The 23,273-nt window shown below is 34.5% G+C and carries 13 protein-coding genes and 1 tRNA gene; 10 read left to right on the forward strand and 4 right to left on the reverse strand.

Going from position 1 to position 23,273, the window contains the following annotated elements; all coding sequences use genetic code 11:
• Window positions 1-11 precede the first annotated feature (11 nt).
• Window positions 12-1,235: an MFS transporter gene (locus tag ABZP37_RS05375; protein WP_366186268.1), complete on the reverse strand. Its 1,224-nt coding sequence runs from the start codon at window positions 1,233-1,235 to the stop codon at window positions 12-14.
• Between the two features lie 767 nt (window positions 1,236-2,002).
• On the opposite strand from ABZP37_RS05375, the gene ABZP37_RS05380 reads away from it, so the two are divergent.
• The 4 genes from ABZP37_RS05380 to ABZP37_RS05395 all read left to right on the forward strand — a co-directional run bounded on the left by ABZP37_RS05380 (window position 2,003) and on the right by ABZP37_RS05395 (window position 8,788).
• Window positions 2,003-5,080, forward strand: a complete 3,078-nt coding sequence (locus tag ABZP37_RS05380; RefSeq protein ID WP_366186270.1) for a TonB-dependent receptor — start codon at window positions 2,003-2,005, stop codon at window positions 5,078-5,080.
• A gap of 5 nt (window positions 5,081-5,085) precedes the next feature.
• Window positions 5,086-6,831: a RagB/SusD family nutrient uptake outer membrane protein gene (locus ABZP37_RS05385; RefSeq protein WP_366186272.1), complete on the forward strand. Its 1,746-nt coding sequence runs from the start codon at window positions 5,086-5,088 to the stop codon at window positions 6,829-6,831.
• 17 nt (window positions 6,832-6,848) lie between these two features.
• A complete protein-coding gene (locus ABZP37_RS05390; protein WP_366186273.1) occupies window positions 6,849-8,534 on the forward strand; it encodes a hypothetical protein in 1,686 nt (561 codons plus the stop codon).
• Between the two features lie 167 nt (window positions 8,535-8,701).
• Window positions 8,702-8,788, forward strand: a tRNA-Ser gene (locus ABZP37_RS05395).
• Window positions 8,789-8,912: 124 nt separating this feature from the next.
• On the opposite strand, the gene ABZP37_RS05400 is transcribed toward ABZP37_RS05395, so the two are convergent.
• Window positions 8,913-9,866 carry a transposase gene (locus ABZP37_RS05400; protein ID WP_366187450.1) on the reverse strand — a complete coding sequence of 318 codons (954 nt, stop codon included), beginning with the start codon at window positions 9,864-9,866 and terminating at the stop codon, window positions 8,913-8,915.
• Window positions 9,867-9,885: 19 nt separating this feature from the next.
• Window positions 9,886-10,242: a transposase gene (locus ABZP37_RS05405; protein WP_366182372.1), complete on the reverse strand. Its 357-nt coding sequence runs from the start codon at window positions 10,240-10,242 to the stop codon at window positions 9,886-9,888.
• Between the two features lie 1,120 nt (window positions 10,243-11,362).
• On the opposite strand from ABZP37_RS05405, the gene ABZP37_RS05410 reads away from it, so the two are divergent.
• The 3 genes from ABZP37_RS05410 to ABZP37_RS05420 all read left to right on the forward strand — a co-directional run bounded on the left by ABZP37_RS05410 (window position 11,363) and on the right by ABZP37_RS05420 (window position 17,383).
• Window positions 11,363-12,679, forward strand: coding sequence for a T9SS type A sorting domain-containing protein (locus ABZP37_RS05410; RefSeq protein ID WP_366186275.1), 1,317 nt, complete (start codon window positions 11,363-11,365; stop codon window positions 12,677-12,679).
• Between the two features lie 747 nt (window positions 12,680-13,426).
• Complete coding sequence (locus ABZP37_RS05415) at window positions 13,427-16,264, forward strand: hypothetical protein (protein WP_366186277.1); 2,838 nt, start codon at window positions 13,427-13,429, stop codon at window positions 16,262-16,264.
• A gap of 417 nt (window positions 16,265-16,681) precedes the next feature.
• Window positions 16,682-17,383, forward strand: coding sequence for a porin family protein (locus ABZP37_RS05420; protein WP_366186279.1), 702 nt, complete (start codon window positions 16,682-16,684; stop codon window positions 17,381-17,383).
• Here the strand turns inward: ABZP37_RS05420 and ABZP37_RS05425 are convergent.
• The gene (locus tag ABZP37_RS05425; protein WP_366186281.1) at window positions 17,378-17,983 is read right to left on the reverse strand and encodes a hypothetical protein; all 606 of its coding nucleotides are present in this window, start codon (window positions 17,981-17,983) and stop codon (window positions 17,378-17,380) included. The two genes, ABZP37_RS05420 and ABZP37_RS05425, sit on opposite strands and share 6 nt — an antisense overlap.
• 294 nt (window positions 17,984-18,277) lie before the next feature.
• On the opposite strand from ABZP37_RS05425, the gene ABZP37_RS05430 reads away from it, so the two are divergent.
• The 3 genes from ABZP37_RS05430 to ABZP37_RS05440 all read left to right on the forward strand — a co-directional run bounded on the left by ABZP37_RS05430 (window position 18,278) and on the right by ABZP37_RS05440 (window position 22,579).
• Window positions 18,278-20,722, forward strand: coding sequence for a bifunctional UDP-N-acetylmuramoyl-tripeptide:D-alanyl-D-alanine ligase/alanine racemase (locus ABZP37_RS05430; protein ID WP_366186283.1), 2,445 nt, complete (start codon window positions 18,278-18,280; stop codon window positions 20,720-20,722).
• 84 nt (window positions 20,723-20,806) lie between these two features.
• The gene (gene mscL, locus ABZP37_RS05435; protein ID WP_366186285.1) at window positions 20,807-21,226 is read left to right on the forward strand and encodes a large conductance mechanosensitive channel protein MscL; all 420 of its coding nucleotides are present in this window, start codon (window positions 20,807-20,809) and stop codon (window positions 21,224-21,226) included.
• A 363-nt stretch (window positions 21,227-21,589) separates the two neighbouring features.
• The gene (locus tag ABZP37_RS05440; protein ID WP_366186287.1) at window positions 21,590-22,579 is read left to right on the forward strand and encodes an aspartate-semialdehyde dehydrogenase; all 990 of its coding nucleotides are present in this window, start codon (window positions 21,590-21,592) and stop codon (window positions 22,577-22,579) included.
• The last annotated feature ends 694 nt before the right edge of the window (window positions 22,580-23,273 follow it).

The following is a 23,273-nucleotide window of genomic DNA, read 5'->3' on the forward strand; positions in this document are numbered from 1 at the left end:
GTGTGATTTCATTACTGTTTTATAGCTACTGTTCTCGTTTCTGTTTTTTCCTTATTTTTGAATACCAAAAATACAATTGCAGTTATAATGCACAAAATTCCTTGTACTGTTACTGTGAGTCTTGTGCCAATGTTGTGCGATAAAACTCCAATGAGTAGACTTCCAATAGGTAACATTCCTTGATACGCCATAATGAAATAGCTGATGCTACGGGAGCGCATGTGTGAAGCACTTTTTAATTGAATATATATGTTTATGGATGACGCTTGTGCCATCATACCGAGTCCGCAAAACGTTGTGCACAGCAGCGCAACAGTTAGATTTGGAGCAAACGATAGTAAAATCATACTAGTGCCTAATAACAGCGTGGCGGCAAGGGTGATCTTGGTTACATCTGTTCTACTTTTTAAATTGGTCAAATAAATTGCCGACAAAAGAGATCCGATTCCTGCAGCACTTTCGAACCAACTAAAAGTTTGCGCATTACCATTAAAAATATCTTTTGCAAAAACGGGTAATAAGGTGATAAATGAGGTTACAAATAAACTACTGCATACTAGTAAAAGCAACATTTTCCCCATGTCAGCTTCCTCTTTCACATAATCAAGTCCTTCTTTAAATTCTTCGTATATCTTAATTTTGTGATTGGATTTTGGTTGATAAGTCAATCGCATCATAAACAAGGAGCACAATACCGGAATGTAACTCAAAAAATTACCAACAAAGCAAACGTCTGCGCCAAATCTATGCAAAAGTATTCCAGCAAGTGCTGGGCCTGCAATTCGTGCAAAATTACTCAAACTTGTATTTAATGCTACGGCATTGGCTAGATTGTCTTTCTTGTCAACGATCTCAACCATCATAGTTTGTCGGCAAATCATGTCAAAGGAGTTGATGATACCTTGAAACAAGCTCAATGCCATGATTAATTCGATGTTATAGGTTTTGGTATAAAAGACTAATGCCATTAATCCCGCTTGAAACATGGCCATAAATTGTAAAACAATCATGGTTCTGTGTCTATCATACTTTTTCAAGAAACTCCCTGCTAAGGGCGACAGGAATAGCGACGGAATCATGCTGAAAAATATAACAAGTCCTAATAAAAATACCGAATTGGTGATGCTGTACACCATCCAACTCACGGCAGTCTTTTGCAGCCAAGTCCCAATGACAGAAATAGACTGACCGTAAAAGAATATTTTAAAATTTCTAGATTCTAATGCTTTGAACATGCTGATTGGTATTTGCTGCAAAGGTCGGGATTGTGAATTCATTAAAAAAGTTAATGTTTTCTTTGTGTTTATTTGAAGATGCTGCAATAGTAACTACTATTACCTCTAATCTTTGAATTTACACCTTTACTTTTATCAAATCGAGCGAAGTCGAGATTGTTTACTATTCCATAGAGCGAGGTTTCGACAGCGTTCAACCAGACAACCATTATATAACTGTAAATTCAAAACAGCAATGGTATTAAACTATTGAGCCCCTTACTAAACCTTACTGCTTGTAAAAATAGTTACATAATATCATTCGGAATTATTTTTCTCAAAAAGCACAATAGTCATTTTTTTTATTTCTAATTAGGCCGTATTAAAGCATCAATTGCTATGATTTTGTATGAATTTATCAAATGCAAAATTCTTTCCATTAATTTTTTTTAACATTTATTAACAAACAGATTTATTTGTTATTTGTAGGAAATAACTATTGATAAAGGTGTTTTTTGGGAAAAGGGGTAATATTGGCTTAGTGAAAGGTAATGATTTTTTTTGCTTCAGCGGATATATTGCCTTATTTTGTATTTACCTCAAATAATTATATATAATGTAATTTTACATCAAAATTTTCATCATTAATTATTTTAATTATATTTTTTTTGATTTTAATGTAATTTAATTAAAATCTTCTCATTTAAATCTGAATTGATTTATTAGAATAAAAACCAAAATTAGGTATTAAAAAAGAATACTTAATGAATTAAAAAACCAGTACTTATATGGAAAACAAAAAAACAATTTTAACAAAAAAATTAACAGTCCTTTTAATGGTCGCTTTTTTTTGTTCTCAATCTTCAATTTGGGCGCAAATAAATAGTGTTCAGGGTGTGATCACCAGTGCCGAAGATGGTTTGCCAATCCCAGGAGTGACTATTTTTGTTAAGGGAACAAAAAACGGAACAAATACTAATTTTGATGGTCAATATTTGATTAGTGCCAAGAAAGGAGATATTTTAAAATTTAGTTATATAGGTTTTGAAACAGAGAATATTAAGGTAACATCAAACAAAATCAATGTGGCTCTAATAGCTCAAACAAAAGAGCTAGAGGAAGTCGTTGTTATCGGTTACGGAACTGTCAAAAAAAAGGAGTTAACCGGTGCTGTTGCACAAGTAAAAGCTAAGGATATCGATATGTTTGTCAATCAAGATATTGCATCTTCCCTTCAAGGGCAAGTAGCAGGGGTAACTGTAGCTGCTGTGAGTGGAGAGCCAGGAGAGAGTTCTAGTATTCAAATTCGTGGAATTACTTCATTAGGAGGGACAAACACCCCTTTGTTTGTTGTAGATGGTATACCGCAACAAGGAGATCCTAGATTAAGTCCTAGCGAAATTGAAACTATTGATATATTAAAAGATGCGGCTTCGGCGGCGGTATATGGAACTAGAGGAGCTGCGGGGGTAATTTTAATTACAACCAAAAGAGGAAAAAGTGGAAAAGTGAGCATTAACTTGGATACTTCTAGCGGTTTTCAAATCTTAGGACAAGGAGTGCCATTAATGAATACCAACGAGAGAATAGCCTATGAATTGGCTCTTTTGGAAAATAATGTACCAGGAGCTGTAAATCCAGGTCCACACAGAAACCCAGACTGGTTGAATAATGATAACTCATTTGATGATAAGGTGATGGTTAACGGTGCTCAGACCAATCAATATGTTTTGAATGTATCAGGAGGCGCGCAAAATTTCTCATACAATCTAGTAGGTGGGGTTTTTGAGCAAGAAGGATTGGTGATAAATTCTGGATTTAAAAGATACAACGGAAGAGCAAATACGTCTTATAAAAATGATCAATGGGCTATTGATGCAGGTGTGGCTTTTTCTGTAGAAAACAGATTAAGAGCTAATAACAGTTTAGTGACCAATGCTATTCGTAGTCCAGCATATTTTCCTGAGGTAGATTTAGAGTCAGATATTGTTTATACTGATGCATTAGGAAGAGGTTCTGTCAATAATTTGGCTTTAAGCATGAAGAGAAAAGATGAAACTAATATGGATAGAATCAATGCTAATATAAGTATTACTAGAAATATTACCAAAGAATTAAGTTTTGTAACTCGACTTGGAGCGGCTGTAATTAATCAAACAAGAAACGTATTTAGTCCTCAATATACAGAAATTGATATTGATGACAATGAGTCGAATACGGATCCAACTAAAAGTTTTGTTCAAGCAACCTCTACCAGAAGAACCACTTTGACATGGGATGGTAGTTTAAATTACAAAAAGAAATTCGGGAATCATAGGGTTGGAGCTTTGGCTACAATGTCGTTGGATGAGAATAGTAGTGATGAGTTTACGGCATACAAACAAGGGGTGATAAACAATAGTATAGAGGTTCTTAATGGGGCTACGATTAACCCAGATGTGTATTCAGGCTTTAATTTTAAAACAAAAATCTTAGGATATTTAGGAAGGTTGCAATATGACTACAAAGGAAAGTATTTGGTGTCTGGAGTCATTAGGAAAGATGGTTCTTCAAAATTTGCAAAAGAGTACCGTTGGGGGACTTTTCCCTCTGTGTCTGGAGCTTGGAATATTTCAGATGAATCTTTTTGGAAAAAGTATAAAAAGACAGTCAACAGCCTTAAACTTAGGGTGAGTTATGGAACAGTAGGGAATCAAAGTTTTAGCCCTTATGAATATAGTAGTAATATAGCTTTAGGAAGTGATTATATCTTTAGTGATCAAGATGTAGATGTTGCTTATGGTGCTGCCATACGTTCTTACGCCAATGCTGATGTGAGATGGGAAACTTCTATTCAAAAAAACATTGGAATTGATGTTGCAATGTTTAAAAACAAAGTGAATCTAACGGCGGATTATTACCATACTAAGAAAGATGATATGTTGTTTCCAGTGAGGCTTCCGGGTTCTGCAGGAGCTTACTATGATCCAATTTTGACTCTTAATGTGGGAGATATGACAAATAAAGGTTTGGAATTGTCAGCAAGATACCGTGAGCGAATAGGAAAAAGTAATTTTAGCGTTAGTGCTACTTTTACCAAAAACACCAATAAAATTACGAGAATGGCTGGTGATATTGATTTGATATACAATTCAAACTCTGCTCTGCTAAACGGTGATCCGGCTTCGGTAGTTACTGCTTTGGCTGAAGGTTATGAAGCGGGTGCATTTTTCTTGTATGAAACGAATGGAGTGATACAGAGTCAAGAACAATTAGATGCCTATCAAAAATTCCCAACTAGAGCTACTGCGGCTTTGGGAGATTTGATTTATGTAGATCATAACGGTGATGGAGATATTACAGAAGCTGATAGACATTATCTAGGAAGTGGTTTAGCTGATTATGAAATTGGGTTTAACTTTAGATGGGACTATAAAAACTTTGATTTTTATATGAACTGGTACGGAACTGTAGGATCCGAAATTATGAATGGATCTAAAGCTGCGGCTTACGCTACAGGTAATCATAAGGATTTGGTTAATCAGTGGACAACAGATAACCCAACTTCTCAAATTCCGTTGAATAAAGGAGATAATAAGAGCGGTAGTTTCAATTATAGAGGTTTTACTGATCAATGGCTAGAGAGCGGTGATTATTTAAGACTTAAACTACTTTCTGTAGGATATTCAATTCCGTCCAATGTGGTTAACAAACTAGGTATTTCTAATTTAAGAATATTTATTTCGGCTCAAAACCCATTAACAATCACTAAATACTCAGGTTTTGACCCCGAAGTTGGGGGTAACAATGTAGCAAGAAGAGGAGTAGATGCTTCTAGGTATCCGTTGGCTGCTTTGTATACTTTGGGTGTTAAACTAAAATTTTAAATGATATGAAAAAAAAGATATATTTTATAGTAGGGTTCATAGCAATGGCAGGTGTTTTTCAATCTTGCTCGGATAGCTATTTAGAAGAAGAGAACCCTAATACGATTTCGTCCGATATTTATTGGTCCAACTTAACGGAGTCTGATGCAAATCTTACCTCTGTTTACGGTGCGATGTTGAATAATTATTTGTACTCAGTAGACTTTGAAGCATGGAGAAGTGATTTGGCTTTTCCAAAAGATAGAGACTTACCTTATGAGCTAGGGATGCCTTGGTATAACAAATCATACAATAACAATGTAAAAGATTTCGAAAAAAGCTGGAACGCTATGTACCAAGTGATTTTTAGAGCTAATCAAGTTATTGAAGGTTTGAATGGAATGACTGCAGACTTGAAAAGCCAAAAACAATGGACAGAGCAAATGGCTCAAGCCCGTTTTTTTAGAGGATTAATGCATTTTTATATGCATTCCAATTACAATCAAGGACGAATAGTGATCAGGGATAAAAACCCAGTAAAACTAGAAGAATTTTCAAAAAAACTATCTAGTTCGTCTGAAGTGCTTAAGTTCTTTAGAGATGATTTGTTATATGCTTACAATAATTTGCCAGATAAATTTGATCAAAAATCAAGAGTAACCGCAGGTACTGCTGCTATGGTTTTGGGGAAAAGTTTTTTGTATACCAAAGAGTATGATGATTCGATGTTCTATTTGAAAAAGGTTATTGGAAATCCTGCTTATGGATATCAATTATTAAAAGGGGATAATGTTAAGCTGCTTTTTACAGGTGAAGGAGATTTTAATTCAGAATCAATTCTAGAAATCAACTATTCGGCTGTACACCAAACTCAAGAAGGAACATTTGATGAGGAGAGTTTCTTTAATCGTTTTGCTAGGTATTTTGCTCCTGCTGGAACCATCAAGGGGCAAGCGTCAGTTGTACCTTCGGCCTGGTTGACTTATGCTTACCAAAGTGAAGAATTAGATTCACAGGATGCTAGGAATTATGTTGATAATGGTACTGGAGGGAAAAAATTGCGTAATGTGCCTTTGAGGGCTTCTCAATATGTTGCTTTAGTAAATGATGAGCAATCGAAATATTATAAGGCAGCTACGGCTAATGAGCTTGTTACCTTTGGAGGAACAACCTTTTCCTATTTCAAAAAATTCACTAATCACGATATCGTGGCCTCTGAGCAAGACATCTTGGAAACAGGTTTTAAATCGGGGAAAAATTTAGTGATTTATAGATTAGCAGATGCGTATTTAATGCAAGCCGAATGTTTGACACAAACAAATGATTTGGAAGGGGCTAAGAAGCTTATAAACGAAATCCGTATGCGTTGGGGGTTAATGCTACTTGGGGAAGATGACGGTTCTGGTCATGATTTTGATGAGGAAATTTACACTCAAGCCAGTTTGATGGAGCATATTATGCACGTAGAAAGACCTTTGGAGTTAAGCTGTGAAGGATATGCAGAAAGATCAGTCGACTTAAGAAGATGGGGGATTTCTAAAAAAAGATACCAAGATTTAGCGCTATTGGATTTTAATCTAATAGACTATACTACTCAAAAAGGAATTAAGCGTAGTAGTAGTTTGTTGCAAAAAGGTTTAAGTGCAGATCCTTCAAATCTTAAGATTTCAATCAAAGAGTATACTGATGCTGCTGCAAATTACAATACGGGTTTGAATGATTATCTGCCCTTACCAATTTCAGAGGTTTTGTATAATCAAAATTCAAAATAATCTAAAAAAAAGTCTAGATGAAAAACATAAAAAATATAGTATTATTAACGGTAGTCTTTCTTTTTACATTAAGTTGTGCGAATGAATATGAAGCACCATACGATGATTACTCCAGTTTTGGTTGGTACACCAGTCAGAGTTTTAAAGATTCCGATTATGTGTTGAGTGAAGGTAAATTTATTACTTTTTTGGATGCCTCTCAAAATGCAATTAGTCATGAATGGGTTATCCCTGAGTCAGGTAAGTTTTTGAGTGGAAAATTCACCTCTTTAATGACCGATTTTTCTAAATTTATAGTTGCAGGAAACGAAAAAAGCAGCTCAGATAACGCTGTAAATGTATTATTTACAGAGCCAGGTGATTATGAAGTGTTGTTGAAAAATGTCTTTAAGTACGAAGTAGAAGGTGCTGTCAAAGAGGGTGAAAACTGGGTAGTTAAAAAGATATTTACGGTCAAAGTATTTCCAAATATTAGTCCTGCTTGCAAAGTATATAAGTATGATTATAGTGTAGACCCTATTAACCCTCCTTTGGTTGAGGTATTGTCTCTTACTGAGGCTCAGCTTCCTGTGGTAGAAGGAATGGCGACATGGAAAACTGTGACAATAGAAGCGGGGGAAGAACTTGTTTTTGTGGATCTATCCACTACGGGGAACCCTAACACTAGAACTTGGTTTACAGTGGGTGGCAAGCCAGAACAAAGTAGTAATGAGACCTCTAATATAAAATACAATAAACCAGGAGATTATACTGCTTCAATGGAGATTAAAAGAAATGGAGATGGTGTGCCAGAAGCAACCGTATCTAAGTTAATTCCTCTAAAGATAAAAGTGATCCCTTCAACAAAAGATTTTGTTCAAGATGGTAAAGTGACCATCAGTAATAAGGTTATTTCGTTTAGTGTTACTGGTGAGGTAGAATCAGTTGATAATATTGCTGCCAATTTTGTGGTGCATGTAACCAATGATGTTTCGCCTGTTGCGTTTGATGAAAATGTTGCTGTGGCTGGGGTTGCGATAAGTGTTGTTGATCCATCAATTATTACTGTTACTCTTAAGGAGGAATTGTATAATACGGATATTGTTACCTTGTCTTATAATGCGGGTAGCATTGTGTCAGTTGACGATCGAGTTTTAAAAAGCTTTGGTCCTGTTGCAGTAATGTTAGGGTCAGGGAATAATGCTCTCGAGTCTAGTTTTGCTGGATTCGAAAAAGTAAGTGGTAATTATAAAGCAGCCTTTGTAGCGGGTTGGTTTGTGGGTAATAAAAATGGAACGGCTGGTGACCCTACTTATCAGCGTACTACATCAAGAGCTTATGAAGGAACAGCGAGTATGCAATATACCGTACCGGTAGGTGGAGTGGAATCTTTGAAATTACAAGGAACAAATTTCTCTAAACCCGACGGAATTCCTGCAGGTACCTATATTGTTTCTTTTAGAGTTTATCTAGAGGCTGGAAATACTATTAAACAATTTAATACCATATTAGATGGGCCTTCATTTCAGCTTGATAATTGGGATGTGTCTTCTTTGCCTACAGGCGAGTGGGTGCTAATGACCAAAGAAATTACTACTGATGCTATTATTTCAGGAACTAAGTTTAGAATTGCAATGGAGCCGGATATTAATCCTGGTGCCGTGGTTGGACAAAGTATTTTTTGGGATGATTTGAAATGGATAAAACTCAATTATAGAAATTAAGTTTAAAACCAATAATTTTAAAAAAAGGTTATAGTATTGCGGTGTGATACTATAACCTTTTGTTTTGAAAAAGAATGGATTAGGTTTTATTAAGGGGATGGGAGAATATTATTCTATTTTTTACTTCTCTAAGTCATTTTTTTTTGAGTTATTTGCAAACCTTAATTAGAGAGGTGTCTGAGTGGTTGAAAGAGCTAGCCTGGAAAGCTAGTATATGGGCAACTGTATCGAGGGTTCGAATCCCTTCCTCTCTGCAAGAAAATGAATGCTTCCTGAAAGGGAAGCATTTTTTGTTTTAGGGCGTGACCAACTTTTTTGTTGGTCTAAGCGGTACAACAAAAAAGGGGATCATAACGAAAACCTGTGGAGTGGAACAAATTAAGCATATATATTAGTTAGTCTAAACAGGAAGTATTCTATATTTCTAACTCCTCTGAATTTTGATCTGAATGCTTTTATTTTGGCATTGAATGATTCTGCAGAGGCATTAGTACTTCTATTGTCAAAATAATTTAATATGGTCTGATAATGATTTGTAATTGTACGAGAGATTGTGCCGAAAGATTTGAATCCGGATTGATCTACTTTTTCATGCCATTTGGCTAGTTTTGCAAACCCAATGATTTTGTCAGTTGTTTTTTCAAAGATAGTACGCAAATCTTGTGCTAAATCGTATGCTTTTAAAATGTCTGGATATAATTCAAACAATAAAGTGGCACGTTGCGTTTGGTTATGCGTCCATCTTGATTTGTTTTTGTATAAGAAATAACGACTTCTAGCGAGTAATTGCTTAAGTGTATCTCCATTTGAAAGTATTTGAGATTCGAAATTAGATTTGCTTTTTTTTGCTTTTTCAATAGCATTATTTTCTTGATCGATAGCTTCCCAACGATATTTAATCCTGATTTCCTGTAAAGCCTCTGTAGCTAGTTTTTGAACATGAAATCGATCTGTGACACGAGTTGCATTAGGAAAGCATTTTTTGGCAATCAAATTCATATTTCCCGCCATGTCTAAAGTTATTTCCTGAACTAGATTTCGTTGTTTAAGAGCGATTTTTTCTATAACTGCAATAACTGTATCGGCTTTAGTTCCTGCAATCATAGCTACAATAGTTCCCTTTCTCCCTTTTCCAGATTTGTTAGTTAAAATAGTATAGAGTTCGCCATTTGAAAGGGAGGTTTCATCTATTGACAGGTTCTTTCCAATGTTTTGCGGAAAAACAAGCCATTTTTTAGCATGTTTTATTTGATCCCAAGCTTTAAAATCACTTAAAAAGTCTTTGTATTGACATTGGAGGTTTCTACCAGAAACTCCATAGAAAGAAGCAATAGTATTACAATCATTTGGACTAGAATCTATTGATCTCTTTTAAAAAAGACGCAAACTCCTGTGTTACACGAGTTCCGTCTGCTACTAAATTCCAATCTCTAAAAACAACTTTACCAGTGTCTTCATTAAGCCATCTTCTACGAGTGATATGAAGATATACTTTATGACCGCGGATAGGGAAATCCTGGACTGTTATTTCATCGAAGAATCCTTTTGAACTTAATTTGTTTTGACGATATTCTTTTGGTAGTGAATTAATCTCTTTTAGATAAAGATGGAGTGCTTCATTTTCCTTTTTATAAGAAGTAAGTTCAAAATAGTTTATTATTATCTCAGGTAGTAATAATTTTAGGATCTCATTAAAAGAATCTTGCATTGGGAAAAGATTTTAAAATACAAATATCCTTATTTAAATATTTCCCCACAACTTTTTGTCTTGATCCAAAAAAGGCTTAGGCATGAAATGCCAAGCGCTCATGGGAATGTGAGACGCCCCTTTCAGGGAAAACCAGAGGTAATCCCTTCCTCTCTGCATAAAATGAGTGCTTCCCGAAGGGGAAGCATTTTTTGTTTTAGTGCGTGCCCAACTTTTTTGTTGGTCTAAGTGGTAAAACAAAAATGGCTTAGGTTAGGATATACAAAGTAATCATTTATTTTTGGAACGCCTTGATCTGGAAATGCCAGAGGTAACCTCACCTTGACTACTAGTAAAATGAATGCTTCCTGAAAGGGAAGCATTTTTTGTTTTAGAGAACAAATTTTTACTCCACTAAACAGTATTGCAAAAAAAATATTAGGAAGAAGTGGCAAGGATTGATTCGTTTGTTGAAGAAAACAGTAGGATACTTTAGTTTTTTAGTCAAAAGAGTTAATAGAATAAAAATACATTTGTATTTGAAAAACGTACATCTTAATAGAGTATGTTTGGTAATCAGTATTTTAGTTAGATTAATTGTCTAAAATTTTGTAGCTTTATAGTGTCTGTTTTTGCCAAAAAGTAAAAGAGTTAGCAGATTAAACCTCTTTTGTGCTATTGAAATGAATTATAGATTGAATAGAGCTATTGAAATCTTGAGTAAAAAGAAAATGGCCATCAATGAGGTATAGGTGATGACAGGTTTTAAAAGCAGAACCCATTTTGCAAAGCAGTTTTAAAATAAATACAATCGTGTGTCAAGTGAAAATGCAAAGAAAACAAATCTATTAAGTAATAGCGGTATGAAACTCTCTTTTTACACAAATGCAAATAATAATATACAGGTATTTATCCCAATAAATTAAAAATAAAACACGATGGGGTAAAATAAGACCATGCATTGGTAAGATTGCTTTGGTCATGAGCGTGATTTAATTGTATTTTTATATTAAAAATAATTTGTAGCTCAATATATTATTCATAGAGACCTATTATTTACTCATAAAGACACCGAAGTATAGGTGATTATATACTTTTGGATTACAATAAATTATTAAATATTAACTTAAATTAAATTATTATGAAAACACAATTACTTAAAAAAATGATTATGGTCGTTGCATTTTTTGCCATGACAAGTGCATCAGCTCAATTATTTGACTTTGAGAGTAGCAAAGGGGGATGGGATAAAGAATTTCAGATGGCATCTGCGGATTTAGTTATTGAAGGAGGTAGAGGTACATTAGCGTGTGTTAGAACAACTAATAATTCGACAATAGCATTAGCTCCTGCGACTGCAACAATAAATGCTAAAACTATGAATTTTTTAAAATTGGTTATCAAAAACACCAGTAAATCTAATTCAATAAGAGTCAAAGCACAAACTTCTGCTGCTACTGATAATACTGCAAATTTCAATATATCTGCTGAAGATACAGAGTTTCAAACCTATTATTTTGATTTAAGGACTACCACTGCTTGGACGGCTGCGCAAACAGCTAATTCCACAACTGAAGAAGTAAAATTACTTTTCAGAGGTAATTTTCCCACTGCCCCAGCCGTTGAGGGTATTATATATGTGGATTCTATAGAGTTTTTAGCTGCTATTCCTGCAACTCAATATTCAGAGTTTATTCAAAATCCAAATTTTGAAGACCCTACAGGTATAACGCAGTACTCAGGAAATGGAGCAACACGTTCAATATCGTCTGTTGGAGCACAAGCTGGGTTGCAAAGTATGAAAGTTACATTTACAGCAGCTCAAACATCAAATTTTTGGAATTTTAGTAATTATAAAAAAACTTATGCTCCTGGATTTTTAACTGGCAAAACAGCTATTGTTAAAGTTTGGGTTAAAACGAACAGAACTACTGCTGCTCAGATTAATGTTAAGTTGAAAACTGTAGATGCGTCAGATGCTGTTACTGCGAATCAGCCGCAAGTTACACAATTAACCACTAATTTCACTGGTGGTTGGGAAGAGTTAACCTTTTCTTTGCCTTTATTAGATGCTAATGTTGAAGGAATTACCTTCTTTCTTGGGGTTAACTGGAATGATCCAGCTGCTATTCCTGATAATTCAGCTTATAACGCAGTAGCTGGAAACAACTTTTATTTCGACACCATGTCTGCTACTTTTTCTACTACTTTAGGTACCGCAAAAAACACTTTAGAAGGTGTTAGTGTTTATCCTAACCCAGCTGATGATGTTGTAAATGTAAATTCAGTAAACGGTGGTGATATTACAGTATATAGTACAGTAGGAACAAAAGTTTTAACTGCTAAAGCAACTGCTAGCAATTATCAATTGAATGTTTCTGGATTAAGTTCAGGAGTGTATCTTTTAGAATTAGTTTCAGTAGGTAAAACATCAGTTACTAAATTGGTAATTAAATAATTACAGTAAGAAATAATATTTCAAAAACCGTCAAACTTTGTAGTAAGTTTGGCGGTTTTTTTTATGCCCTATTCACAGGTATAGTTAAGTGTAAAGTCAAAAATGCTTCCTTGATGGGGAGCATTTTTTGTTTTACTACTCCTGTGGGATAGTATTAAGTGCCTTCGTACAATTGGAAAACCTCCAATTCTAATACCAATTATATAGCAATGTCATTAAGTTAAGAGATTCTCTTTTTTAATTTGACGTAGATTCGGCAGATTTTTTCTTTTATTATCTGCTAAAATCTGCGAAATCTGCGTGCTATTTTGATGCACAATCTTTTACTAAACGACTTCTCTCGAACTCAATGACATTAAGTTAGGATTCGTCAGTTCGAGTTGGCTTACAATTTGCGATAGAAAATTGCAAGCCAGTATCGAGAACTCTAGCTTAAAGTGTGCTTCTCGATACAATTTTAAATAATAATGCTATCGCATTATCAATTAAAATCACTCGAATTGACAACAAAATAGGATTAATTAAACGCCTTCGCTCGAACTCGCAGTAGCACTTATATATACTAACTGGAATAATCTAGTTTTCTAGAAAAATCAAAAATTTACTAAGACAGACATTTCATTTACCCATTCACACAAGACTTCAATTATAAAAGGCGTATTTTGGTACAACAACTAGAAAAGGCGTGTAAAAACAACTGCTAGGTAGCTTTAAACTATAACAACCCACTTTTAAATCAAACAACCAATGAAGAGTAGCAATTCAGTAGTAATGAAAATTTATTTATCTGTAGTAATACTAAGCAGTTCCCTATTTGGATATGCAAATACTAGTAAGGACGATGGCGTGATTAGTATTGATACTAAATACACCATTACCAAAGTACGTACTGCCATTGATAAAAAGGGTACTTATGTAGCTTGTACAAGTTATGAAGGTATCGTTTTGGCCGTAGGTTACGATGGTGCAATACGATGGGAGAATAAATTGTCTGGTTTTATGAACCATGATTTATGGACTGGCGATATCGATAATGATGGCGTTGACGAAATTTTTGCAGCAAATGCAGATGGTGCTGTTTATTGTTTGAATAGTAAAGGAAAATTACTGTGGAAGTTCCAACAAAATGAGGCGCCTATGTACTCGGTTTGTGTGGTTAATAAAGAAGGTAAGGCGTATGTAGTTTGTGGCGGTTATGATAACAGTTTTTATTATGTATCTCCAAAAGGAGTGTTGGTAAGCGAAATAGCGTCCAAAACGTACTCGGTAGAAAAAGCTTCTAGTAAAGCTGCCAAAGAATTGCCACCAAGCGGATTGCACATTGCTAATTTTTTGAGACCTGCTAAATTAGCCAACGGCAAAGAAATAGTGGTAGTTCATGGAGTTCAAAACAGTATGAGTGGTAATGGTACGGTTTATTTTTTCAACCCATTAGACAAATTACCTTATGAAACAATAGTCATAAAAAAGAATGGTCCTTATGGTGATTTAAAAATTGCCGATGCAGATTTAGACGGAAATAGCGAAGTGTTAATGGGACGCACCGGCGCGCAAGCTAAAGGGATGACTTACATAAAAATTGACATTGCAAATCCTAAGAAATTGACACAGGTTGATTTTAAAAATGTAAAAAATAAAGCGTCACTCAGTAGAGGGATGTATCGGGTTATTCAAACAGAAGTATTCAATAATAATGGGAAACGGGCTTATGTGTCGCTTTTTGGAAGTGACATCATAATTAACAATGTCGGTGAAAAAGATGCGGATGGAGAAGTGGTTCCAACCCGATTTTCTTTCAATGACATGTGTAAGGATCCAAATTCGAATAAACTTATTTTAGCCAGTGCTCAAAGTGGGGGTAGTGCCATTCATATTATTGATTTTGATAATAAAAAATGGAGAAAGGATTTTGAAAATCTAATGCCTCCAGGAAAAATACAAGACATTCTTGTAAATACAAAAATCATAAAAGACAATTTAAAGAAGTTTGAAAAACCTTCTTATCAAAAAGAATCGGCTACGGTTTATTTGATGTCCGAAAACAGAAAAAAAGACGGTGCTGCTATAGCAATAGACCGTATTGAGGCTAAATATAAAAATCCTGTTTTCTTAAACGGAGGTAGTTTTGATAAGGAAAATTGGGACCGTTCTGCTATGCCCAGCGAAGTGTACAAAAACAAACGCGATGGTAGAATGAAATACGTATTAACACAAGATCAAGTGCTGGAAATACTGGCTAAAAAACACAAAGAATCCAACGGAAAAGGAATTTCCTATTGGGGAGGTCATGGTAACGATCCCTATATGTACCAAGTAGAAACAACCAAAAAAGGATTGGATTTGGCAAACGGAAACAAAACAGTAATCATCTATCCTGAGGTAGAAGACCATTCGGAGGCTTTTAATTTTGTGATGAACGATTTAATGTTGCCCTTGGCAGAGTATGCAAAAACCAAAAATGGTAGTTTGTACTTGCGTAACAAGCATTTGTTTTGGCAGTCGAGCGTGTATATGGACAAATGGAAACCATTGGTTTCTGGAAAGTACGCCAGTGTATTTGTACCTGCCATGGAAGAAACCACCGATAAATCTATGGAACTGAGTTTTACTGCTAGATTAGGACTTTGGGCAGCTGGTTCTGTAGATAGTTTTGGAGCACGTTGCGCTAGAGACAATACTAGTTTTGACCGTTTGCGTCAGCATTCGAACCAAACGTTACCCAATCATTTTCTACGAACAATGGTGTATTCTATTTCTAGTGGGGCGCAGTTTATTGATAATTTTCCTGTAGATCAGGAATACATGAGCATGCTTTGGGACTTAGTGGCTCAAGGTGCTATATATGTGCCACAACGTGCTGATATTTTGAGCTTTTCACCGGTGCATTTAAGCATTGCTAATCCCGATGAAGACTATCTAAACGATGCCAGTAACGTAAAATGGTTGACGTTTTTTGATAAAGATAAAAAAGACAGTGAACCTTTTGCTTTCAGTAGATTAAACGGTACATGGCCAGGAGCGCCGTTAACCGAATGGGATTTTTCTAGATACGCTGCCGGTGCAACCGAAAGAAGACTGAATTTTATTCCGAAATATAGTAACGGGATGGTTTTGATTACGCCACCACAATTTGGTGTTTTTGCAGATAAAACCGCTTTTAGAAAACCATTGGTTGATAATATTCATCCTTGGTACAAAAACATCATGAAAGAATATTATTCGGATGGTAAAAACTATTTTTCTGCTGACGGAAAAACGACTTATGCGCCAAATGAATATTACAAAGTGATTGAAGACGATATTAAAAAAAGTGCTGCCTTGATTCCGATTACGGTTTCTGGAAATGTAGGTTGGGTTGTAGCACAAGTTGGTCCAAAGCAATTGCGTTTAACATTGGTTGAAAACGGATATATCAATCCAAATAATGCCAAAGCAATTGTGAAAATAAATAACATCAAAGTGAAGAAAATAAAAGATATTTTGAATAACGAAGAGTTTAAAGGAACTGCAAATTCTACGGTTGAAATTGATATTCCATTGGGAGGATTTCGTTTTATCGATATTGAGTTAGAAGATAAATTGTAGTTTATTGCGGTTTGTGTTTTAGATTTACTGAGATTGTATTATGTAGGATTGTCAGGTTGAGCGCAGTCGAAACCATGTTCAGATTAATAATGGATCTCGACTACGATCAAGCTTATAAAGTATAATGTCTGAAATAATTAGTATCAAAAACCTTGAAGTCATTGGATTTCGAGGTTTTTTGTTTTTAATAGGTTTCCTGTCTTCAGCCCTGTTTAGCCCCGAGCGAAAGCGAACAGACGAAGTAATCATCAAGAATCTAAAAAATTGGTATAATTAATTTTTTAGATTCTCAGTAATTTGTAGCCAAAAATAATTGGTGCGTTTGCCCTGCCTGTTTGATTGTGATTCATTAGATAAGATGCGTATAAATATTTATATTTGTTTATCTTTTTAATTATTCTAAAACCAAAGGCTACAATGCGACAACTGCTTAATTCTATTTATTTGTTATCGTTTTTTAATTTGTGCGCACAAGAGGAAATCAAAGAGGCACAATCACCAATGATAGTGATTGATTCTTTGTATCGTGAGGATCAATTTTATTTTGGTTTTACGTTTAATAATTTAAATAACAAACCGTCTGGTTTATCCCAAAATAAGTTCTCGACTGGTTTCTCGGTAGGTTTTTTAAGAGATATGCCAGTGAATAAAAAAAGAACTCTGGCACTTGCTTCGGGAGTTGGGTTCACATATAACAATTTTATTCAAAATTTAGATATCGAACAAACTGGTGAAACTATTACTTATGCACTCTTTGCTTCATCAGAGGATTATAGTAAAAATAGATTTTCGCAACTTTTTGTAGATGTACCAATAGAATTTCGTTGGCGAACATCAACTTATGAATCCTATAAGTTTTGGCGTATTTATAGTGGTGTAAAATTTAGTTATTTAATTTATGACCGTTATGTTTCTACTGATGCAAAAGGGACTACGGTGATCACAAATAACAAGGATTTTGATAAGTTACAGTATGGAATTTATCTAGCTACAGGTTACAATACTTTTAATATCTATGCCTATTACGGCCTGAATGCCCTTTTTAAATCGGCAAAAGTTAATGGTGAGCAAATTGACATGAAAGCCTTTAATGTGGGGGTTATTTTCTATATCTTATAACCAGACATAGAGTAACAACATTTGCGGAATACTACCTAGTAAAAAGCCAATGGTGAGTTCTTTTCGAGTGTGTGCTTTCATTTTAAGTCGTGAGGCTGCTACAGCTGCATTCATAATGATCAAAAAGGGAACCCAAATAGTACCATAGGTTTCGAAATGCATATTCAAACCAAATACAAAAAGGGTCAAAGCACTAATTCCCATCATGTGAAGACTCGCTTTTATTTTTGCAAATAATAGGACTAAAGCGATAAGCGTACTGAGTAATCCTCCCAAAAAGAAAAAATGAAACTCGGGATAGAGTTCAATCGTAATTCCTTTTTTGACCAATAAGATAATCAAAAAACATTGAATAACTAAAGGCATTTTACGCTCCCCTAATTTGGGAATCATAGCAGAACTAATCTTACCAATAGATCGTAATAAGAAAAAAACAATAAGCGGTAGAATGATAGTAACTACAATTACTTGGAGAAAAATAATTGCTTTCTCTTTGGTGACAGTGTACGAATGATTCGCAAATACATAAAAAAATGTCGCGTATAAGGGAATGAATAAGGGGTGAAAAACATAAGAAAAGGAGACGAGAAACTTTTTCAAAGTGGTGGTTTTAGTTAGTGTAACAAATATAATAAAATTGTTGCTGATAATAGGTCGGTTAACAGTGCTTTCACTGTTGACAATTTATACTATTTGAACAGTTAACTATTAAAGAAATCAAGGTTTATTAAGTCTTAAATATTCTTAATTTCTTAATGGTGTTAAAAAACAGTTTCGACGGGAGTAGTTAAAATGTTCAGTTACTATGGAATAGGAGGTTTTTTAAAATAATAGACTTGCATTATAAGGAAATGATTCAGAAGTACTATTTTTGAGAAAGATTATAAAAAGACCATGAGCATTCTATTAAAAAATATTATTTCAGTTTTTTCGGCTACCTGTTATGGAGATATCTCCTCGGTGATTATAGATCATATTTCTATTGATAGTCGATCTTCACATAATGGTTCGAACACGTTGTTTTTTGCTTTGATTGGTCCTAATAATAATGCCCATCTTTATATAGAAGAATTAATCAGTGAAGGCGTAAACAACTTTGTAGTGAGTTATATTCCGGAGGGATTAGACGACAAAGCCAATTTCATAGTTGTTGAAAATACATTGGTGGCTTTTCAAATTTTCGCCATCTATTACCGAGGATTATTTGATTTTCCAGTAATTGGAATTACAGGCAGTAACGGTAAAACGATAGTCAAAGAATGGCTTAATTTTCTGTTGAGTCCCGATTTTAATATTATCCGTTCTCCAAAAAGTTTTAATTCGCAAGTAGGCGTTCCTTTGTCCGTCATTGCAATCAATGAAAAACACAATTTAGGGATTTTTGAAGCAGGGATTTCGACCATTTCTGAGATGGAAAAGTTAGAGCCTATTGTGAAACCTACAATTGGGGTTTTGACCAATATAGGAACCTCGCACGATGAGGGTTTTGAAAACACTACTCAAAAGATTGCCGAAAAATTATTGCTTTTTAAAAGTTCTGATGTTTTAATTTATAAAAAAGACGAAAGAGTAGATGCTTTGATTTCGTCAAAGAGGACAACATTTAGTTGGAGTTTTGACAATGAAAATGTAGATGTTTTTGTGACCGAAACTAAAATTTCAAATAAAAAAACAACCATTTTCTATCAGTTTAAGGGTGGTCTATATGAAATAGATATTCCATTTGAAGACATGGCTTCAATTGAAAATGCAATTTCGTGTTTATTAGTTTTACTATACATGAAGTATGATAATGTGACGATTCATTCCAGAATGGAGTTGTTGTATCCTGTTGAAATGCGATTGGAAGTCAAGAACGGTATCAATAATTGTAATTTGATTGATGATAGTTACAGTTCTGATTTTCAGTCGTTGAAGATCGCTTTAGATTTCTTAGAAAGTCAGAATAAATTCCAAAAGAAAACACTCATCCTATCGGATATTTTTCAAAGCGGACTTACGGATGAAGAGCTGTATGGCCGAGTAGCAAAATTGGTTGTTGCTAATAATATCCAGCGCGTAATAGGGATCGGACAAACGATTTCGGAATTTAAAAATCGATTTGTAAATTGTGTCACCTATGCACACACATCTGATTTTTTAGCTGATTTTGAAAATTTGGATTTCTCCAATGAAACAATTTTGGTCAAAGGCGCTCGTTCTTTTGAATTTGAAGAAATTGTGGCCGTTTTGGAACAAAAAAAGCACGAAACGGTTCTGGAAATCAACCTGAATGCCTTGAGTTATAATTTGAATTTTTATAAAGCCAAATTAAAACCCAATATCAAAATAATGGTCATGGTCAAAGCCTTTGGTTATGGCAATGGAGGACTAGAAATTGCCAGTTTACTGGAACATCATCAAGTGGATTATTTAGGTGTGGCTTTCGCCGATGAAGGAATATCGTTGAAAAATGACGGAATCCGTCTGCCGATTATGGTACTGAATCCTGAGAGCACTAGTTTTTCTTCCATTATTCAGCACCAATTAGAACCGGAGATTTATAATCTAAGAGGCTTAAATAATTTCTTGAAAATTGCGGAACATAAGAAACTAAAACATTTCCCAATTCATATCAAACTCGATACAGGAATGCATCGATTAGGTTTTGAACGAAACGATATTCTAGAATTAATTCAAACTTTAAAAGAGAATGATGCGGTACAAGTCAAAAGTATTTTGTCGCACATGGCTACAAGTGATGATAAAGTACACTATGAATTTGCCAAAGGACAAATTCAGCTTTTTGAAGAACTGTCTTCTCAAATGATGACCGAACTGCAAATCAATCCTATCAGACATATTTTGAATACATCAGGGATTAGTAATTTTCCGGAAGCGCAATTCAATATGGTACGATTGGGAATTGGGATTTACGGAGTTTCAAACGATCCCGAAGAGCAGAAATTTCTTGAAAATGTAGGAACATTAAAATCAGTGATTTCACAAATCCGTACTATTCCAGCAGGAGATAGCGTAGGCTACGGCAGACGCTTCATGGCCCAAAAAGAAACCAAAGTTGCCACCATTCCTATTGGTTATGCTGATGGAATTTCCCGTGCATGGGGCAATGGAATTGGTTATGTTACTATAAAAAATAGGAAAGCTAAAATCCTTGGTAGCGTTTGCATGGATATGTTAATGGTCGAGGTGACCGACGTGGATTGTATAGAAGGGGATGATGTAATTATTTTTGGTGAAAGCCCTACCGTTATCGAAATGGCGCACGCCTTGAATACCATTCCATATGAAATTTTGACAAGTATCTCACAACGGGTTAAACGTGTCTTTTATCGGTAATTATAGCTTTTAGTCTTGAAATGTTAAATTGTATTAACATTATTCGTATTTTAGTTTTTATGTTTAACTAAATAAATAATAGATATGGGATTTTTTAGTGATTTTAAAGCATCTTTAATGAAAGGTGATGTGTTGAGTTTAGCAACAGCAGTAGTAATTGGTGCTGCATTTGGTAAAATAATTGGTTCCGCTGTTAGTGATGTAATTATGCCTATTGTTGGTTTAATAACTGGAGGAGTTGATTTTACAACAAAATTCATTACTCTTGATGGGAATACTTATGAAAACCTTGAAGCGGCCCAAGAAGCAGGAGCAGCTGTGATTACTTATGGTAACCTTGTACAGGCGACTATTAATTTTGTAATTATTGCCTTTTTTGTTTTTGTTATTTTAAGAGCGGCTGAAGCATCTAAGAAGAAAGAAGAAGCTGCAGCGCCAGCACCACCAGCAGGTCCTACCCAGGAGGAATTGTTAATTCAAATTAGAGATTTGTTGAAAAAATAATATCGTTACATTATATATTCTACCAAAACCGCTTCTTAATCGAGGCGGTTTTTTTATGCTATGAAAACTTGAACCATTTAGGAGTTGCCATTTATTAAGTCTTAAAGCTCTTAGTTGCTTAAAAGGACTAAAAAAATGCTTTTTACTTTTATAATGATATTCGGTTAGTTGTTTTGTGGTTAATATTAAATGTGGTTTCTGTTTATTATATTCTTTAAAATGAGTTGTTTAGTATTTTTTCAGTTGTAAAAAGTTATATTTGTAACATTTTGTTATTTTTTGTTAGCGCGCTTGTTTTGAATTAGATATTACTTACTTTTGCAGTTCAAAAAGTAAATTAGAAATAAATAATAAAAATATACGATGAGAATAGCAGTAGTAGGAGCTACCGGTATGGTGGGCGAGATCATGTTAAAAGTATTAGCTGAAAGAAATTTTCCAGTAACTGAGTTAATTCCTGTTGCTTCAGAAAAGTCAGTTGGAAAAGAAATTGAGTTCAAAGGAACGAAATACAAAGTAGTAGGTTTACAAACTGCTGTAGATATGAAAGCGGACATCGCTTTGTTTTCTGCAGGTGGAGAAACTTCATTAGTTTGGGCGCCTAAGTTTGCCGAAGCTGGAACTACTGTAATTGACAACTCATCAGCTTGGAGAATGGATCCTACTAAAAAATTAGTAGTTCCTGAAATCAATGCTTCTGAATTGACTGCAACCGATAAAATCATTGCAAATCCAAACTGTTCTACCATTCAAATGGTATTGGCTTTGGCTCCATTGCACAAAAAATACAATGTAAAACGTGTGATCGTTTCTACTTACCAATCTATTACAGGAACAGGTGTAAAAGCAGTGCAACAATTCGAAAACGAATGTGCAGGTATAGAAGGTGATATGGTGTACAAATACAAAATCAACCGCAACTGCATCCCGCAATGTGATAGTTTTGAGGATAACGGATATACCAAAGAAGAGATGAAATTGGTAAACGAAACCAAAAAAATATTAGGTGATGACACTATCAAATTAACTGCTACTGCTGTTCGTGTGCCTGTTGTAGGTGGACATAGTGAGGCTGTAAATGTTGAGTTCTCTAATGATTTTGACGTTAACGAAGTAAGAACATTATTGCACAACACTGACGGAATCACAGTTCAAGACAACTTAGATACATTCACTTACCCAATGCCAAGATACGCTGAAGGTAAAAACGATGTTTTTGTAGGTAGAATTCGTCGTGACGAAAGCCAAGCAAACACATTAAACATGTGGATTGTTGCAGACAACTTGAGAAAAGGTGCTGCTACAAACACAATTCAAATTGCAGAATACCTAGTTGCAGCCAAATTGGTGTAATTACGAGTGCATCTTTTATTTAAAGACTTATAATGATATTAACCATCTGGTTCTCTAACAAGAGAATTAGGTGGTTTTTTGCTTACTGTTTTTATCTGTTTACAGAGGGTTAGAAACAAAACGTGTGAACTAGACAATTGACTTAGTAAGCCTAAAGATAAAGAAGTCATTTTTTTTTAGTGGTCCCAAATTATAGTTAAAACGGTGTACTTTAGTGCATTTCGCTTTAGCTTCTAAAAACTTTTTGCCACAGATTATTTGGATTAGAAGGATTTAATCTGTGGAAATCAATTTAATCAGTGGCTAATTTTCTTTTTTTTGTAATTCATCCTTGCAGACTTTAAGTCTGCCAACCAAATCTATGGACTTTAAGTTCATAGAGTGGTTTATTCAAGTTCTAATGATTGATTTTGGCTTCAGATAAACGACAAAAAGTAATTTTCAAACACTTTAAAACAATTAAAATTAGGTAAAAGACTACGTTATATGCAAACAAACGTCTTACGTCGGTTATAATTGTGTTTAATAGATGTTTTTGCTAAATTTAATACAGCTTAACAACATAAATCAAGTTCTTCATAAGAAATATTTGCTAGTTGATAAGTCATTTTAATCCTTTGATTTTTTGTCTTTAAAATCAGATTTAATTGTATTTTAGTCATGGAGAAAGATAGCAAAAATAGCCAAACAGAGT

It is taken from the genome of Flavobacterium ovatum (assembly GCF_040703125.1).
In the GTDB taxonomy this organism is placed as follows: Bacteria; Bacteroidota; Bacteroidia; order Flavobacteriales; family Flavobacteriaceae; genus Flavobacterium; species Flavobacterium ovatum.

What these genes read in the sequence shown, in the direction of transcription:
- ABZP37_RS05375 (WP_366186268.1), bottom strand. Translation starts at nt 1,235, where the DNA reads ATGTTCAAAGCATTAGAATCTAGAAATTTTAAAATATTCTTTTACGGT.
- ABZP37_RS05380 (WP_366186270.1), top strand. Translation starts at nt 2,003, where the DNA reads ATGGAAAACAAAAAAACAATTTTAACAAAAAAATTAACAGTCCTTTTA.
- ABZP37_RS05385 (WP_366186272.1), top strand. Translation starts at nt 5,086, where the DNA reads ATGAAAAAAAAGATATATTTTATAGTAGGGTTCATAGCAATGGCAGGT.
- ABZP37_RS05390 (WP_366186273.1), top strand. Translation starts at nt 6,849, where the DNA reads ATGAAAAACATAAAAAATATAGTATTATTAACGGTAGTCTTTCTTTTT.
- ABZP37_RS05405 (WP_366182372.1), bottom strand. Translation starts at nt 10,242, where the DNA reads ATGCAAGATTCTTTTAATGAGATCCTAAAATTATTACTACCTGAGATA.
- ABZP37_RS05410 (WP_366186275.1), top strand. Translation starts at nt 11,363, where the DNA reads ATGAAAACACAATTACTTAAAAAAATGATTATGGTCGTTGCATTTTTT.
- ABZP37_RS05415 (WP_366186277.1), top strand. Translation starts at nt 13,427, where the DNA reads ATGAAGAGTAGCAATTCAGTAGTAATGAAAATTTATTTATCTGTAGTA.
- ABZP37_RS05420 (WP_366186279.1), top strand. Translation starts at nt 16,682, where the DNA reads ATGCGACAACTGCTTAATTCTATTTATTTGTTATCGTTTTTTAATTTG.
- ABZP37_RS05430 (WP_366186283.1), top strand. Translation starts at nt 18,278, where the DNA reads ATGAGCATTCTATTAAAAAATATTATTTCAGTTTTTTCGGCTACCTGT.
- mscL (WP_366186285.1), top strand. Translation starts at nt 20,807, where the DNA reads ATGGGATTTTTTAGTGATTTTAAAGCATCTTTAATGAAAGGTGATGTG.
- ABZP37_RS05440 (WP_366186287.1), top strand. Translation starts at nt 21,590, where the DNA reads ATGAGAATAGCAGTAGTAGGAGCTACCGGTATGGTGGGCGAGATCATG.